Below are 16,700 nucleotides of genomic sequence, written 5' to 3'. Positions count from 1 at the left end.
CCAGTACGATGAATAAAGACAAATCTTGATAGTTTTTAATTAAACCGAATATTACTGCTGGGGTAATATTCGGTTTGTTAGTTATTTGAATTTTATTTTATCGATCATACAATTAAGAATATTATTGCTTTCAATTTTATTATGATAGTATTCTTTTATGTATTTATTAATGATGTGTACTGAGCTTGTGTAATTTTCATAAGCTTTTTCAAAAATGGCATCATAATCGTCAATGTATCTTTTTGTTGAAGATATTTCAATGATTACATTGAGTGAGCCCTTATTTATTAGTTTCTTATTTCGAGGATCATCTTTAGGCAATGGCTTGATAATTCCGTTGCGAACAAGTCTAGCAACTTTCCCCCCATTAACCATCATTATATTATGACCCAAGATATCTAAGGAATGTTCAAATCGTGTTGTCGAAATGTAAGTGGAAATTCTTTCTATTTCATGTATTTGCTTCCAAGGCCCTATACGTTGAGCAGCTAAGGAGAAGCACCCTATATTTTCTAAATCAATTTCTAATATCCATAACTCTAAATGATGAACGAAGTCTTTTTTTGGCAATGTTATTATCAAATTATCCTTGAGGCATTGTGCTTGATCTAATACCTCAAAAATATACAACTTTATAAATGAAAAACTATCAAGATAGCTTAACATCAGCATGAAACTACTACCTAATTGATATGATTCCATTTTACTGTAGTTATTGTAAATATTTTCCTTTGCAGAATCATCCATTGTAGAGACGCACTTCGCAGCAAAATACTCTTGAATTGATTTATGTATGTAAACATAATTATCATACCCATCCTTAACGAGAATGTTTGTCCCGCCTATAATATCGTCTGCAATATCCTCAGGCAATTTCTCAACTTTCAAAGCAGTCGCTGATTTCGCAAACAATTCATTTATTTCTGCTCGCGAGAAATCTCCTTTAGAATTCATGAGAGAGAAGAAACTAAATAGTGAGAAACATTTCTCTAATATTCTATCAGGCAAGTTTGATTTTTTTACTCTAGTAAGGTTTTTGATAAGGTCATGACGATGAAGTAAGGCTGTAAATAAACCATCGTAGTAATCACTGATTGAATTGGGATCCTCCCTTAATGCTGTTGAAGTGATGACGAAGATATCTAATAGAATTGGAGTTCTAATACTCTCCATTAGAAAATCTTTAGACTCCAATAAATTTATTATGAAGTCATGAGCATCAGCATCTGTAACTGTATTCTCAAGTATTGCAAGAATATCATCTCTATTAAGAAAATTAACGTGATAAGTATCATAACCTGCAGAACGTGTTATTTCAGTTTCTGGCCTAGTAGTTACAGTGACTGGGCATCTGTAGCACTCATATATTTTGTTGATCGTATCAAGAGCAAAAACTCTCTGACTAAATGGTATTTCATCAAAACCATCAAAGTAGAATGATATTTTCTTACTTTTACATAAGTAAATGACATCTTTAATTTCGCAGTCAATGCCATTTAAAATCAAATGTTTGTGCAACAACTCTTCACAAGAAAGAGATTCATAGTCTTTAACTTGGCGTAGGCTAATGAAAAAAGGCAGAGATTCTTTACGGATAAGTTCTTCTAAAAACAACTTTCTCATTACAGTTGTTTTTCCTTGTCCAGCAATACCTACAATGCAAACCGGGCTATGGGTAGGAAGTTTCGTTTTTTCTGTTACTTCAATGGAAAGATTACCATCGTTATGTTTCAGTTTTAATGGATAGTAAACTTCGTCTAGGTAAACGTTTTTGTCACCATGAATTAAAGTTCTGAAAACAAAAACTCTATTCACCGCATTTTGAGCATAGTGATCCAGTATTTTGTCATTTGTCAATGCTTGAAGGATTTTATTTGATTGCCATTTTATAGCCCCAACTCCTGCGTCGATTAGCTTTTTAGCGATTGATTTAACAGTAGTGGTGATTAAAATTTCACTGAGCATAAAGCAGCCCTTTTTTGGAATTGTGGTTTTGAGATTTAGAATCCGTTTATCGTGCATTTTTTCGCATGGATTTCATCATGTTTTTACATGGGTGTGAAGCTTGTCACGTCTTGTGAAGCTGGACTAACCCAGCAGAGTTCAAATCCACCTATCGAGCGAGCAGGCGAGGAGGGAATAACATTTATTTTTGTGTGCCATCATGCATCTTGCGGTGATGGTATCAGACGCACTTAGTGTGCTCTGAGAGGATGCTACCCAGCGGCATTCTTGCAAGAGGTTATTCAGATTCGAGGCTGTAATCCTAGGAGCGAATCGCATCCATTCCTAGCCAGCGTTTTACGGTGCTAGCACGGAGCTTGTGCCGTTCAGGAGCGAGGTCATCAAGCCCCACAAATAACAATAGCGCCGCATTGGCGGCGCTATTGGCTTAAGAGCATGAGGAAGGAACCGCTGCGGTTTATTGTCCGTAATACGCGTTCTTGCCGTGCTTGCGTAAGTAGTGTTTATCCAACAGCGTTTGCTGCATCTCACCCAATTGAGGTGTTAGCTGGCGTGAGAAAATCCCCATGTAGGCAAGCTCTTCCAGAACAACCGCGTTGTGCACTGCGTTGTCTGCATCTTTCCCCCACGCAAAGGGACCATGCGAGTTAACCAATACGGCAGGAACATCCACCGGCGAAATGCCACGCTGGCGGAAGGTTTCGACGATCACCCTGCCCGTTTCCCACTCATAGCGTCCGTTGATTTCCGCATCTGCCATCAGACGTGTACAGGGAATAGAACCATAAAAGTAGTCCGCGTGCGTCGTTCCCCAGGCGGGGATATCTTTGCCCGCTTGCGCCCAGATCGTGGCATGGCGGGAATGGGTATGCACAATACCGCCGATCTCGGCAAATTCCAGATACAGCACGCGGTGGGTATCGGTATCTGACGACGGTTTCTTCGTCCCCTCCACCACTTTGCCGCTTTCCAGCTCAACGACAACCATATCCTCCAGCGTCATGGCTGAGTATTCCACGCCGGAAGGTTTGATCACCATCAGGCCGCGCTGTCGATCGACCGCGCTGACATTTCCCCAAGTAAACGTCACCAGATTGTGCTGCGGCAAGGCCAGATTGGCTTCCAACACCTGTTTTTTTAGCGTTTCTAACATATCAGCCTCCCCTCTGCGCGATGACACCATTTTCGCGACCTGACGAGCTGGTCGCTATGGGCTAAATCGCTAAAGACCTAGCGGTGTTCTGCTATGGGAAAAAGAAAGAGACACCCCACAGAATTGGACAAAAAACAGCCAAATTTATCAATTATTGCTATCGTTAACATAACGCTGGGGAATTAAGAGTTTTTACCTGTTGCAGTTTTTTCCGATGATTATACTTGTCATCAAGCAGTAAAAGGCCGGTTTCTTTATTTAATACCGTAAAAAGCATATTGTTCGATATTTTCCTCACAAGAAACGTGAGACCAAGAGCAGAAAGGGGAATAAAATGAAATTAAACAAACGTTTTGCGACAGCCGCGCTGGCCATTACGCTTGCTGTAACGCTCGCGGGCTGTTCAAACATGTCCAAACGTGACCGTAATACCGCGATTGGTGCCGGTGCGGGCGCAGTCGGTGGGGCTATCTTAACGGATGGCGGAACATTAGGAACGCTGGGCGGTGCCGCTATCGGCGGGCTGATTGGCCGTCAGGTCGATAAATAACGAATTCGTGAGCAGCAGGTTCACGGGAGTAAACCTGCTGCTTTTATCTTTATATCCTTTAGCCACCAGCCAGCTTAACCTTCATGCCTTTCGCTTCCAGAAGCTGTTTTAGCAGGTCGCGTTTATCTCCCTGGATTTCGACCACGCCATCTTTCACTGAACCGCCGCAGCCACATTTCTTCTTCAATTCGGCCGCCAGCTTATCCAGTGCAGCATCGTCAAGATCGAGACCGCTAATCAGGCATACGCCTTTTCCTTTACGTCCACTGGTCTGACGCTGGATACGCACGATGCCATCACCTTTTGGCCGAACAACGCGTTCTTCTTCCGGCTTAATTCGTCCGGTTTCCGTGGAGTAAACCAGTTGGCTATTCTCGTCGCGACGCAGGCTCATAATGCCGCACCGTTTAACAATGAAGCGCGAATCTCACGCAGCGTCTGTGCCGGATCCGCCGATTGGGTGATCGGACGTCCAATCACCATATAATCGACGCCAGCCTGCTGTGCCTGAACTGGCGTCATGATGCGGCGCTGATCGCCAACGTCGCTGCCAGCGGGACGAATGCCCGGTGTGACCAGCTTAAATGCCTGTCCGCATACCTGCTTCAGCCGCTGCGCTTCATGCGCGGAACACACCACGCCATCCAGCCCGCTGTTGTGCGTTAACACCGCCAGTCGTTCCGCCTGCTCCGCCGGGCTGACGGTAATGCCGAGCCCGCGCAGATCGTCTTCGTCCATGCTGGTTAACACGGTCACGGCAATCAGCAACGGCGCATCGTTACCAAACGGCATCAGCGCTTCTTTCGCCGCTGTCATCATGCGTGAGCCACCGCTGGCGTGGACATTCACCATCCACACGCCGAGATCGGCGGCGGCCGCAACGGCGTGAGCGACAGTGTTCGGAATATCGTGGAATTTCAGATCGAGAAACACATCAAAGCCGCGCTGTTGTAGCGTCTGCACGAACTGTGGGCCAAATAAGGTAAACATCTCTTTGCCTACCTTCAAACGGCAATCCTGCGGATCGATACGGTCAACAAACGACAGCGCCGCCTGCTGACTGGCATAGTCCAGCGCGACCACAATCGGGGAGGATACCGTTTGATTCTCTTGCTGTAGATTCTCGTTTTTCATTCGTCACCCAGTCTCTTGCGAAGCCAAAATTCCCGCCGCATTCTACATGCCCCGCCCCTGAAATCCCAGCCGCCTGAAGACCAATGCGATTAAAGACGCTGGCTGGCACCGAAATCACATGTAGTTATTAGTATGTTGTAACTAAAATGCACTAAAACAACATCAGCTCGATATCGTGAAACGTTACTGGCCGTCGAGCCCACGGATCGGCTTGATGCTAGCCCAGGTGCGGCAGGAAGGACATTGCCAATAGAGCGATTGCGACGTGAAACCACATTTGCGGCAGCTATAGCGGGGCTTAGTGCGAATCTGTTCGCCGACCATGTCACGCAATCCCTGCAGATTCTCTTTTGTTCGTCCGTCTTCCGCTTCATGCAGGTGAAAATCCATCAGGCGATGGAACACGCGCATCGTGGGGTGGCGTTGAAGCTGGCGGTTAATATAAGCCTGTGCCACCTCGGCCCCCTCTTCTCTTTCGAGGATGTCGGCCAGCATCAATTCCACCGTCGCACCGGTATTTTCTTCTACGCAGCGTCTGAGGAAATTCGCCCAATCCAAAGGCTTATCTAAATGCTGATAGCACTCTTGCAGCATCGGCAGCGTTTCGCTAACCAGCTCTTTATCCTGCTCGAGAACCTGTCGCAAGGCTTCCACGGCGCGTGAATAATCCTGCTGCGCCATGTAGATGCGACCCATCATGATAGACGCACGGGCACACTGACTGTCCGCCGTCGCCCCTTTTTTCAGGAGCGTTAACGCCTTATCCAGATCGTCGCTGCCCATCGCCAACAGCGCCAATTCACAGTAAAAATGTGCGATGTCCACGCGAAGCTGGTCTTTTCCCATCTTGACCAGTTTTTCCGCCACATCAATCGCCGTCGGCCAATCGCTGGTCGCCTGATGGATCTGCAAGAGCTGCTGCAAGGCGCTGCGTCGAAAATCTTCTTCATCCACCAACTGGTTGAAACTTTCTTCGGCGCGGTCATACAGCCCTGCGGCCATATAGTCACGGCCCAACTGCTGCACCGCCAGCAGGCGCTGCTCAAAGGTTAACGATGCGCTTTCGGTCAACGCCTGATGGATGCGAATCGCACGGTCAACTTCGCCGCGCGAACGGAACAGGTTGCCGAGCGTGAGGTGGGCTTCAAAGGTGTTGCTGTCATCCTTGAGCATGTCGAGGAACAGCTCAACCGCCTTATCCTGCTGATTGGACAACAGGAAGTTAACCCCGGTGACATACTCTCGGGACAGGCGGTTGGATTCCTGCTCTTTGTCCTGCTGCGCACTTCTGCGACCCATGTACCAGCCGTACGCGGCGGCCACAGGCAGCAACAGAAACAGCAGTTCTAACATAGAGAGAATTCCTTAGTGGGTGACCGTCTGCACTGGCGCCACGTTCTCCTCGGTGGAGGTAGAAAGCTGTTGTTCCAGACGCTTGATTTTACGTTGTGCACGGCCAAGCGCAATGCGCTGACGCAGATAAAACAGACCACAGATAACCCAGCCAAGGGCAAAACCCAGGGCAAACAGCGTGGCAAGCAGTGTGGAGATACGATACTCCCCCTGTGCCAGCAGGTAGTTAAATGTCACAACCTGATCGTTGTGCGCACCCAGTGTGACAGAAATGATGAATATCGCCAGCACGAGTAAAAAAATCAGCAAATATTTCACATTGTCCTTCCTGTGATATCCAGTAACCGGATGAATTATGCCAAATTTTGGCGACAAACCCCATTAAATTACCATGTCCGGCGCGGACAGGGAAATCAAGAACCGTGCCCCTATGCCGTCTGCGCTTGTTATTTATTCTGTGCTGAATAAAAATGACAGCAGCAAGTCAGCAAGGGGAAAAGTCATGTCAAAGCAGGACGAACAGCGATTATTGGTCAAGATCGCTACGCTCTATTATAGCGAAGGGATGAAACAAGCAGAAATTGCCGCCTCACTCCATTTGTCACAGTCTTTTGTCTCCCGCGCTATCACGCGCTGTGTTAAAGAAGGTGTGGTCAAAATCAGCGTAATTCAACCCCCGAACATGTTCATGGGGCTGGAAGCGGCGATTCAAAAGCGCTACGGCATCGATCAGGCTATCGTGGTGGATGTCGCCGATAACGCCACGCTGGCGCAAATTAAGCAGGCGATTGGCTCTGCGGCCGCGCACTATGTCCAAACCAGTATCCGCCCTGACGACCTGGTTGGTATCTCGTCCTGGAGCAGCACGCTACGGGCGATGGTGGACAGCCTGCATCCGCAAAGCGTCAAGGCTCAGGGCGTCATCCAACTGTTAGGCGGCGTCGGGCCAAATGGCAATGTGCAGGCGACGATCCTGACGCAAACCTTAGCCAATCAGCTCAGTTGCCCCGCTTACCTTTTGCCCGCGCAGAGTATCGAACGCTCGGTGGAAGATCGCGCCCGTTTGGTGACCAGCGATGAGGTTTCCAGCGTGGTTGATAAATTCAGCGAGGTGAGTCTGGCACTTGTCGGTATTGGCGTGCTGGAGCCCTCACAACTGCTGAAAAATTCCGGTAACTACTATCACGAAGCGATGTTGCAGCAGTTGGCCGAACGCGGTGCCGTAGGCGATTTATGCCTGCATTATTACAACGCGGAAGGCGAACCGGTGTTGCAGGACGATGAAGATCCGGTGATTGGTATGGCGCTGCCACAGCTGCGTCAGTGTCCGCGCGTGGTGGCGTTAGCGGGCGGCGTCGAGAAAAGTGCCGCGATTCGCGGTGCCTTAACCGGGCACTACGTTGATGTATTGATTACCGATCGATTAACCGCTGAGACGTTGATCTAACGTACTCACCACTCGTGGTGAGCAATAAGAGTAAAGTCAGGCGCGGAATGCTTCCCCTGCTCCGTGCCTGACGAATCGTGGCGTGATTACTCGTTAACGTTAATGGATGACAGCAGCGCATCCTGCACAATCCGCTGCGCCTGTAACGGATTCTGCGCTTCCTGCGCCGCCTGAAGCGCTGGGATATCCAGCTTGTCCAGCGCGCGATAGATGTGTTTCAGGAAACGGATAGACAGCTGTGCCGCCTCAACGTGGTTCTCACGGAACGGGAACTGATCGAGCTGCCAGACCCCCTGCCAGTTGTTGATTTTCAGCACGTAGAAGAATTCGAAGATCTCGGTCATATGCACGGTGCCGACCACCAGATCGTCATCCCAGCCGCGCAGGTTGTCGTTCACATCCATGCCGAACAAGCGGCCGCGATCGATAATCAATTGGGCAGAGTCGGCCGGTGATTCGCCGCCATACAGCGCATGTCCGAAGTCCAGCAGCACGCCGACGTTATCCAGTCCGATATCTTCAATACCCAGCAGCGTTCGCGCGGCAGAATCCCAGGTCATTTTCACGCGCGGCTCACGCGGTTTGTACTCGATAGCGAATTTCACATCGGGGTTAGCCCCCGCCAGATCGCGCATGCCGTCCACCGCCAGCTTCCACAGGTTTTTATGGCTGACCTGGAACGGGTAATCCCAGCCATCCTGACCCGGCCAGACTTTGACATAATTCGCACCAAGTTCGCGCACAATGCCCGCAGATTCGTGCATTAATTCAAACGCCGCCGCTCGGGCCGCAGGATCGGGGTTGGTAAAAGCACCGCGCGACCACTTTTGCAGATAAATTTCCGGCGTGATACCAATCGCCTTCAGTCCCGCATCTTTCAGCGCATCTTTCACTTCGCTGAGCGTCACGCCCGGCGTGAAGGGATAAGGCAAGTCGACATAGGAAAGTTCGCCGACCTCTTTCGCTGCTTTGATCTGATCAATCGTGCTCAATGCTGGGCCGTAGCCATCTACCGCGTAGCGGTCGATATAATTCGCAAAATGCCACAAACCGGCACCAAATTTAGGGTAGTTATACGTTGCCATAAAAGTCACCTCATTGATTTCTGATGGTATTGAGCTGCTTATCTTTTCTTTCGTATCGGATAGGTTCGTACTGCTAACATTTCTTACTGCTAAAAATGCTTATGACTCGGGCCGCAGACGTGCACGTGCCACCGCCGTACGCCAGTGTTGATAGCCCTCCAAAATCCCGTGGTTGGTCGTCGACGGTTCGATGACCTCCACTTCTCTGGGCAGCGCGGCGATCTGTTCGTTGTGCTCCCACCACCCCAGCATTTTCCCGCCCAGATAAGCCGCTCCCAGCGCCGACACTTCCGCGTTATGGTTGCGAATCAACGGGCGCTGCAAGAGGTCGGCCTGAAACTGCATCAGCCAGCGGTTTTGTGTCGCGCCGCCGTCAACGCGTAGCGCGGGTAATGCGGCCTGCGATGCCTGTTCCATCGCAAAGAAGACGTCGGCAATCTGGTACGCGATGGCTTCCAGTCCCGCGCGGGCGATGATGGCGGGCGTGGTGGCATCGCATAATCCACACAGCAGGCCACGCGCTTGCACATCCCAATAGGGCGCGCCCAGCCCGGATAGCGCAGGAACAAAAAAGACGCCTTGATTAGACTCGGCACTAAGCGCCAGCTCAGTAAGTTGCGTAACAGAAGGGATGCCCAGCATCTGACCAATCCAGGCAAATCCCGACCCCGTGTGGGTAATGTTGCCTTCCAGCGCGTAGCGCAGTTCGCCATCGTGCCAGGCGATCGTGGTGCTAAGCCCTGCGGCCTGTTGATGCGGCGTGTTGATGGTAGTCATCAGCGACGAGCCGGTGCCGTACGTCGCCTTGATTTCACCGCTTTGAGTGATGCCCTGCCCGTACAGCGCCGCATGAGAATCGCCAATCAGTGCCATAATTGGTACGCCAGCGGCAAGGCCACTGATGCCCGTCACACCAGTGTGACCATGTAACGCCGAGGACGGCGTAACGGCAGGCAGGCACACGCTGGGAATCCCGAACAGCGCCAGTAGATCCTCATCCCAGCAGCCGCGGTGGATATTGAACAGTTGGGTTCTTGCCGCGTTGGAATAGTCGGTGGAATACGCTCGCCCACCGCTAAACTGCCAGTTAAGCCAGCAATCCACTGTTCCGATGCACAGCTCCCCCTGCATCGCCCGGGCGACACCGTCCGGCAGTTCCGCCAGCATGGCGTGCAGTTTGGCGGCGGGGAAAAGTGGATCGACCTGTAGCCCGGTACGGGATTCGATCAGACGCGCCTCTGCACTGCCCTGCAAGGCCTGACAGAATTTCTCGGCACGGCGATCCTGCCAGCTGACCAGCGGCGTCAGCGGCTTTCCGGTTCGCCTATCCCAAATCAGCACCGACTCACGCTGGTTACTGATCGCCACACCCACCACTTGAGCCCGATGTAATGACGACAGACAGGCTTCTGCCGCCTGACAAACCGCATGCCAGATCGCCATCGCGTCCTGCTCGGCTCTGCCCGGCTGCGGGTGCGTCACCTGCAAAGTGACTGCCGCTTTAGCCAGAATGCGCCCCCGCTCATCGACGGCAATCGCCTTGGCGTTCGTCGTCCCTTCATCGATTGCCAAAATAACCGGCGTAAACATCATCAGCCTCCCGGGCAAAGACGCAGTGCTGCGTTGACAATGCCCTTCGCGTCCAGCCCGTGATGCGCTCGCATCGCGCTCCGATCGGCGGCAATCGCGTATTGACCATCGGGAATTCCCAACCGCACAAGAGGAATTCCGCTGCCCGCTTCCGCCAGCACTTCCGCTACCAGACTGCCTGCACCGCCGTTGACGTTATGTTCCTCGACTGTGATGACTCGAGGTGTTTCACTCAGAATTTCAAGCAATTGCTGAGTATTGCACGGGCGGATAGAGGAAAGATTAACCACCGTAGCGGAAAGTCCTTTTTCTGCTAATAATTCAGCCGCCGTCACAATTTCATGCACGGTCGACCCCAGCCCGACCAGCGTGATATCGCGACCTTTGCGCAGCACATCGATCTGCCCCGGCACAAAGTGATACCGCTCATCGTGCAAGGCAGGCAGCGGTTTTCCATCAAGGCGGATATAGACCGGCCCCTGATGTTCAAACGCATAATCGATAATCTGACGGCACTCTTCCGGGCTGGACGGCGCATAGATCTCAATATTGCCAAACCCTCTCAGCACCGCGATGTCGTCAATACTGTGGTGCGTGCTGGCGAGCGGGCCATAGCTACAGCCCGCATTCAGCCCGAATAGCTTGACGTTGCTGTTGTTGTAACAGACGTCGACTTTGAGCTGCTCATTCGCACGGGAGATCAAAAACGGGGCTGCGTTACAGGTCACTGCAATCTTGCCGCCGATGGACAGCCCTACCGCCGTCCCCACCATGGTTTGTTCTGCGATTCCCACGTTGACGATACGGTCGGGGAAACGCTGTATGAACGGTGAAATCTTCGCCGTAGAGGTCGAATCCGCCAATACCGGAACTACATCAATCCCCTGTTCGACGGCCTTGATGAACTGCTCGACCATGACGGTTGCCAGATGCTCTGCGTTACTCATCTTTTAGTTCCTCCAGCGCCAGTGCAATTTCCTCGCCTTTCGGCACCCGGTGATGCCATTCAGCCCGCCCCTGAATAAACGACACGCCTGCGCCTTTTTCCGTATTCGCAATCACCACATTCGGTTTGCCGTTGCGCGGCAGGTTCTCCAGCGTTTCCACCACCGAGCGCATGTCATTACCCGCACATTCTGTGACCTGTAGGCCAAAAGCCTGCCACTTTTCCGCCAGCGGATCGGTGTTCATGATGGAGCAGGTCGTTCCCGCCAGTTGCAGCTTGTTCTTGTCGTTGATGATGATCAGGTTATCCAGTTGGTAATGCGCCGCCGCCAGCGCCGCTTCCCAGTTACTGCCTTCCGCCAGCTCACCATCCCCCGTCAGGACAAACACCCGACGCGGGCTGTTATCGCGCTTCGCCGCCAGCGCAATGCCGACGGCAACCGGCAACCCGTGCCCTAGCGCGCCGGTGTTCAGTTCAATCCCCGGCGTTTTGTGCTTGACCGGATGCCCCGGCAAATGCGAGTCGGGGTGCTGATAGGTCTCCAGCCACGCTTCTGGGAAATAGCCCGCTTCCGCCAGACAGCAGTAATAACCGCCGACCGCATGACCTTTTGACTGGATGTAAATATCCCGCAGCGGATCCTGAAGGCGATCCGGTGCACAGTTCAGAATGCGAAAATATAGCGCCGTCAGTATCTCAACCTGTGACAGATCGGCACCCGTGTGCCCGCCAGCCGGGCTATTGGCATTCAAATGAATAATGCGGCGACGAATGGCGCGGGCTTTGTGCGTCAGCGCCTCCACCGACAATGCGTACGGATTCATACTTCACCTCGCTTGAATTTTTACTCAAAAACGAATATTTATTCATGTCAAATCAAAAAAAATTGCGCTCAAATCGGGCCTCGGTATACCTACCGACATCGTTCTCGCCACAACTCAACGCCCCGTGCTCGTTACACTTAACCTGCTGCTATCTACGCTTAAACTATGCCCCTTCCGCCGCGGCCTTCTGTGACACAATGGCGGCCTTGTGCTGCATACGGTTTTGCATCTGGTCGATAATCACCGCCACAATGATGACGATGCCTTTAATCACCATCTGCCAGAATTCACTTACGCCCATCATCACCAGTCCATCGGCAAGAATCCCGATAACAAACGCGCCAATCAGCGTGCCCAGAATCGTGCCGCGCCCGCCTGCCAGCGACGTTCCACCAAGCACCACAGCAGCAATCGCGTTCATTTCAAAAGCAGTGCCGGTTGCCGGATGGCTGGCGACCAGTTGAGAGGACACCACGATGCCCGCGATAGCGGCGCAGAAGCCGGAAATGGTGTAAACCCAGACTTTGACCTGACGCACTTTGACGCCGGAAAGCTCAGCGGCACGTTCGTTGTCACCAATCGCATAGACATGACGGCCGAACGGCAGGCGGCGCGCCACGTAGGCAATCACCACGGCCAGCACCAGCATCAGCCAGATGGCCAGCGGTAATCCCAGGATCGTGGCGGAGCCAATCAGTTCAAAACCGGTGTTGCCCAACTGCGGGTTACCGCCCAAGCCGGGGAACGTTTCCCCACCGGAAATCAACATCGATGCCCCACGCACGATGTACATTGTTCCGAGTGTGCAGATAAAGGGCGCAACGTTATACCGCGTGATGATCCAGCCGTTGATGGCACCAATGAGCGCGCCAATCAGCAGCACAACAGGCACGATGACCCACACGCTGGGGAAAATCGCGACGCCGAACATGGGCAGCACAATTCCCTGAGTAATCATGTAGCCCGCCACCATGCCGCACAGCCCTAACGTGGCACCGATTGACAGGTCAATCCCGGCGGTGATGATGACAAACGTGATCCCCAGCGCCAGAAACGCATTGATGGCAATGTGCTTCACCATGATGATCAGGCTGCCTGTGGCCAAAAATCCGGGCACCGTGAAGGCAAAGAACCCCAGAATCAGGAACAGCGCGATAAACGTGCGCAGCCTGAGAATCAACAGCAGGATGCTCTCTCGTGAGCGTACAAACTTACCCGGTGATAGCGCGCCTGACGCCGCCGGAAGGTGAGTCGTTTTCATGTCAGAACCCTTGTGCACTTGCCGAAACCAATGCCGACTCGCTGGCCGACTGACGCACGATATTTGCCGTCAGCTTGCCATTCGACATCACCAAAATACGGTCCGATACCGCCATAATTTCTTTCAAATCCGAGGTGGAAAACAGCACGCCGATGCCCTGTTCCGACAGCCCGACCATCATTTCAAATACGTCGGCTTTGGCACCCACATCGATGCCTCGCGTGGGTTCATCCAGCAGCAGCACCTTGGGGCTGGTCAGCAGCGAGCGACCAATCACCACTTTTTGCTGATTGCCGCCGCTGAGCGCCTGAATTTCGACCTCGGGCGAAGAAACTTTGATCGCCAGTTGCCCAATCGTGCTGGCAACCACTTCCTGCTCTTGCCGCTGGAAGATCGCCATGCCGTATTTCAGCCGCCGCCACAGGCTGGCGATGGTGAGATTGGAAGCCACCGACGAGAGCGGAAAGATGCCGGTTTTCTTGCGATCTTCCGGCACCAGACTCATGCCCATACGAATGCGCTGCGCGGTAGAGAGCCGCGGATTAACCGGTTTGCTATCGAGATAAATCTTGCCCAGATAATCATTCTGAATACCCAGCAGACACTCGAAGAGTTCGGTACGACCCGCCCCCATCAGCCCATAAATGCCGACGATTTCCCCTTCACGCACCATCAGCGACACATCATTGACCACCTGATGCCCGGCATCATTGAGGCAGGTAAGGTGTTCCGCTTCCAACACGGGCGCTCCAAACGTTCTGCCCGGATGCAGAAAGCTGGTGACAGGGTCACCGCCGAGCATTTCCCGCACGATCCACGGCACGTCGATGTCGCTAACGGCCGCCTCTGCCTGAAAACACCCGTCGCGCAGGATGGTGATGTAGTCACCAATCGCCATCAGCTCTTCCAGCCGGTGTGAAATGTAGATAATCGACACATTCTGGCGAGTCAGCTCGCGGATCACGCGGAACAGAATCTCGACCTCGGTTTTGCTCAACGCGGAGGTGGGTTCGTCCAGAATCAGAATGTCGGCCTGATCCGCCAGCGCTTTGGCGATTTCCACCAGTTGCTGCTGACCGACTTTCAGGCTGGCAACCTCGGTACGCGGTGAAATATCCTGATCGAGACGCGCCATCAGCTCCGCCGCAATTCGCTCCTGCGCCAGATAGTCGATAGGCGCAACGCCCTTTTGCAGCTCCCGCCCCAGGAAGATGTTCTCCGCCACGCTCAGATTCTCGGACAGGTTGAGTTCCTGATGCACCATGCCGATGCCTTTTGCCGCCGCATCACGCGTATCCACGATGCGCACCGCTTCGCCATTCAGCAGAATCTGGCCGGACGTCGGCTGCTGCACGCCGGCCAGAATCTTCATCAGCGTCGATTTACCCGCCCCGTTCTCACCGATAATCACGTTGACCTTGCCGCGATACACGTTGTAATCGACGTTATCCAGCGCTTTGGTACCAGGAAATAGCATGGTGATGCCGCGGGTCGCCATCACGATATCGGGTCGGTTCACCGCGTTTGATTGCAGAGAAGTGTCTGGTTTTTCCATCATTGCAACCCTCCACCGCTCGTTTCGGTCAGGTTTAACGTCATCGGCACCGCTTCGCTGATACCCTGTTTGGTCACCACCAATGCCGCCAGTACGTTAACGGGCTTACCCTGTACACCCGCATCCAGCTCCGGCAATGACGCGAGCGCTTTGTTATTCAGCGCGCGAGCCAGTTGGGCAAACTGCACCTGATTTTTGAAGTCATCAAAGCGAATAAACCCAGCCGCATCGCGAATGGCATTGCCTTTAACGATGGGCCCAAGTTGAAGCGTGACGGCGTCACCTTGCACATCAAGCGTCAATTTTCCTTCGCGACTTTCCCGATCAATCCCGCTGACCGTGCCCTGAAGCCGTGCGTAGACAGCTTTACGCGCCGAACCCTCCAGCGTTGCCTGCGTTTTCTTCACGTCATCCCAGGACAGCGCCTGCTGCTGCGCAATTGGGAGCAACTTCGGCTGCCACAGCGCTGTCGCGATGTTCTCTGGCGTCATGGTGCTATAGCCCGGCGTAGCCGCTGGGTCGACCGGAATGATCGGTTTACCGTTTTCATCCAGATCGACCACCGTACAGGCCGACAGCAGCAAGGCGCAGAGCCCAATCCAACTGGCGCGGTATCGTTCATCGAACAGCATAACGACTCCTTTATCAGCAGGAGCTGACGCTCCTGCCGCCTTAATTACGGTTTCAACGCAAAGGTGTTGAGTTTGGTCGCGTTAGATTCGTCGATCAGAATGCAGTCCATCAGCTGTTTCTCTTCATGCTGTGCCTTGCCGTTCTTCAGGTAGTAATCCGCCTGTTCGACCGCCATCTGCGCCTGTTGCCAGCCGGGTTGCAGCACCGTGGCCTTAATATTGCCTTTATTGATGATGGAATCGCGCACGTAGTCGCTGCCGTCAAAGCCCACTACAATCACGTCGTGACGCCCCGCCGCTTTCAGCGCGGCTTCCGCCCCCAGCGCCATGGTGTCGTTGCCGGAAATGACGCCAGTGATATCCGGGTTTGCCTGCAAAATGGCTTCCATGCGGGTAAAGGCTTCCGTCTGGCTCCAGTTCGCCGTTTGTCTGGCGACACGCTTCATGTCGCTATATTGGTCGATCACATCGTGATAGCCCTGCGAACGGACGTGCGCATTGGTGTCTGACTCGCGGCCAATCAGCTCGACGTATTTGCCTTTGTGCCCCATCAGTTCGACGAATTTCTCCGCACCAAGCTGCGCGCCCTGATAGTTATTAGAAACGATCTGCGCTACGGCCACGCCGGTTTCATTGATTTCACGGTCGATCAGGAAAGCGGGAATACCGGCTGCTTTCGCTTTTTTCAACGGGCCAATGGTCGCATCAGCTCCAGCATTATCCAGAATGATGGCTTTCGCCTTGCGGGCAATGGCGGTTTCAATCAGCTGATTTTGCTTGCTGACGTCATCATCATGCGACGCCACCAGCGTGGTGTAGCCCAGTTCGATGGCTTTGGTTCTGGCACCTTCGGCTTCGGCTTTAAAGAACGGATTGTCGTGTGAAGGGGTAATTATGGCGATCAACCCGTTATCTGCGGCGAACGCACCGGCAGAGAAGGAAAACATGACGGCCAGCAGGGAGGATTTCAGACGGTAAGGTTTCATTGTTATTCTCCTGTTTGAATATATATTCAATATTGAATTAACATTCAGATGAAGTTTTACAACCAACCGAAAAATTGTCCAACAGCAAAAACAGGAATAGCGAAGCAGCTCACAAATTGTTTACATTTTGCGCGAGGCGATAGCGGTGAGAGTCGGGAAAAAACAGAGACAAGAGAGATAAAAAATTTCCGAGAGGAATTTTTAACGTTGCGTCAGCAA

16 protein-coding genes are annotated in these 16,700 nt (G+C 52.4%); 2 read left to right on the top strand and 14 right to left on the bottom strand.

Annotated elements, in window-relative coordinates:
- Positions 1–81 precede the first annotated feature (81 nt).
- Positions 82–1,965, bottom strand: coding sequence for an NACHT domain-containing protein (locus MYB54_RS09625; protein WP_187290678.1), 1,884 nt, complete (start codon positions 1,963–1,965; stop codon positions 82–84).
- A 457-nt stretch (positions 1,966–2,422) separates the two neighbouring features.
- A complete protein-coding gene (gene araD, locus MYB54_RS09620) occupies positions 2,423–3,118 on the bottom strand; it encodes an L-ribulose-5-phosphate 4-epimerase (RefSeq protein ID WP_014915712.1) in 696 nt (231 codons plus the stop codon).
- A 334-nt stretch (positions 3,119–3,452) separates the two neighbouring features.
- Here araD and osmB point away from each other — a divergent pair, with 334 nt between their 5' ends.
- Complete coding sequence (gene osmB / locus MYB54_RS09615) at positions 3,453–3,668, top strand: osmotically-inducible lipoprotein OsmB (RefSeq protein WP_010276685.1); 216 nt, start codon at positions 3,453–3,455, stop codon at positions 3,666–3,668.
- Between the two features lie 58 nt (positions 3,669–3,726).
- On the opposite strand, the gene yciH is transcribed toward osmB, so the two are convergent.
- The 4 genes from yciH to MYB54_RS09595 all read right to left on the bottom strand — a co-directional run bounded on the left by yciH (position 3,727) and on the right by MYB54_RS09595 (position 6,473).
- On the bottom strand, positions 3,727–4,062 hold the full coding sequence (yciH, locus tag MYB54_RS09610) for a stress response translation initiation inhibitor YciH (protein WP_014915713.1): 336 nt from the start codon (positions 4,060–4,062) through the stop codon (positions 3,727–3,729).
- Positions 4,059–4,802 (bottom strand): orotidine-5'-phosphate decarboxylase, encoded by a 744-nt coding sequence (gene pyrF / locus MYB54_RS09605; protein ID WP_014915714.1) that lies wholly within the window; start codon positions 4,800–4,802, stop codon positions 4,059–4,061. Before pyrF ends, yciH begins: the two co-directional genes overlap by 4 nt.
- 183 nt (positions 4,803–4,985) lie before the next feature.
- Entirely contained in the window at positions 4,986–6,155 is a 1,170-nt protein-coding gene (gene lapB, locus MYB54_RS09600) for a lipopolysaccharide assembly protein LapB (RefSeq protein WP_248721839.1), read from the bottom strand.
- Between the two features lie 12 nt (positions 6,156–6,167).
- Complete coding sequence (locus MYB54_RS09595) at positions 6,168–6,473, bottom strand: LapA family protein (protein ID WP_010276674.1); 306 nt, start codon at positions 6,471–6,473, stop codon at positions 6,168–6,170.
- Positions 6,474–6,657: 184 nt separating this feature from the next.
- Here MYB54_RS09595 and MYB54_RS09590 point away from each other — a divergent pair, with 184 nt between their 5' ends.
- Positions 6,658–7,602 carry a sugar-binding transcriptional regulator gene (locus MYB54_RS09590; RefSeq protein ID WP_014915716.1) on the top strand — a complete coding sequence of 315 codons (945 nt, stop codon included), beginning with the start codon at positions 6,658–6,660 and terminating at the stop codon, positions 7,600–7,602.
- Positions 7,603–7,688: 86 nt separating this feature from the next.
- On the opposite strand, the gene MYB54_RS09585 is transcribed toward MYB54_RS09590, so the two are convergent.
- The 8 genes from MYB54_RS09585 to MYB54_RS09550 form a co-directional block, all read right to left on the bottom strand.
- Positions 7,689–8,687, bottom strand: a complete 999-nt coding sequence (locus tag MYB54_RS09585) for a sugar phosphate isomerase/epimerase family protein (RefSeq protein ID WP_010276669.1) — start codon at positions 8,685–8,687, stop codon at positions 7,689–7,691.
- Positions 8,688–8,786: 99 nt separating this feature from the next.
- Positions 8,787–10,277, bottom strand: coding sequence for an FGGY-family carbohydrate kinase (locus tag MYB54_RS09580; RefSeq protein WP_248721962.1), 1,491 nt, complete (start codon positions 10,275–10,277; stop codon positions 8,787–8,789).
- Positions 10,278–10,279: 2 nt separating this feature from the next.
- Positions 10,280–11,224 carry a transketolase family protein gene (locus MYB54_RS09575; protein WP_248721838.1) on the bottom strand — a complete coding sequence of 315 codons (945 nt, stop codon included), beginning with the start codon at positions 11,222–11,224 and terminating at the stop codon, positions 10,280–10,282.
- Positions 11,217–12,047 (bottom strand): transketolase, encoded by an 831-nt coding sequence (locus tag MYB54_RS09570; protein WP_014915719.1) that lies wholly within the window; start codon positions 12,045–12,047, stop codon positions 11,217–11,219. Before MYB54_RS09570 ends, MYB54_RS09575 begins: the two co-directional genes overlap by 8 nt.
- Before the next feature lie 163 nt (positions 12,048–12,210).
- A complete protein-coding gene (locus MYB54_RS09565; RefSeq protein ID WP_014915720.1) occupies positions 12,211–13,308 on the bottom strand; it encodes an ABC transporter permease in 1,098 nt (365 codons plus the stop codon).
- A gap of 1 nt (position 13,309) precedes the next feature.
- Entirely contained in the window at positions 13,310–14,863 is a 1,554-nt protein-coding gene (locus MYB54_RS09560) for a sugar ABC transporter ATP-binding protein (RefSeq protein WP_039557327.1), read from the bottom strand.
- A complete protein-coding gene (locus MYB54_RS09555) occupies positions 14,863–15,495 on the bottom strand; it encodes a DUF2291 family protein (protein ID WP_119870919.1) in 633 nt (210 codons plus the stop codon). The genes MYB54_RS09560 and MYB54_RS09555 overlap by 1 nt, the downstream gene beginning before the upstream one ends.
- Before the next feature lie 44 nt (positions 15,496–15,539).
- Positions 15,540–16,481: a D-ribose ABC transporter substrate-binding protein gene (locus MYB54_RS09550; protein ID WP_014915723.1), complete on the bottom strand. Its 942-nt coding sequence runs from the start codon at positions 16,479–16,481 to the stop codon at positions 15,540–15,542.
- Positions 16,482–16,700: the final 219 nt, after the last annotated feature.

It is taken from the genome of Pectobacterium nicotianae, from assembly GCF_023272715.1.
Classification (GTDB): domain Bacteria; phylum Pseudomonadota; class Gammaproteobacteria; order Enterobacterales; family Enterobacteriaceae; genus Pectobacterium; species Pectobacterium brasiliense.
The sequence above is the reverse complement of the archived record's forward strand: the minus strand, read 5'-3'. Positions and strand labels throughout refer to the sequence as shown.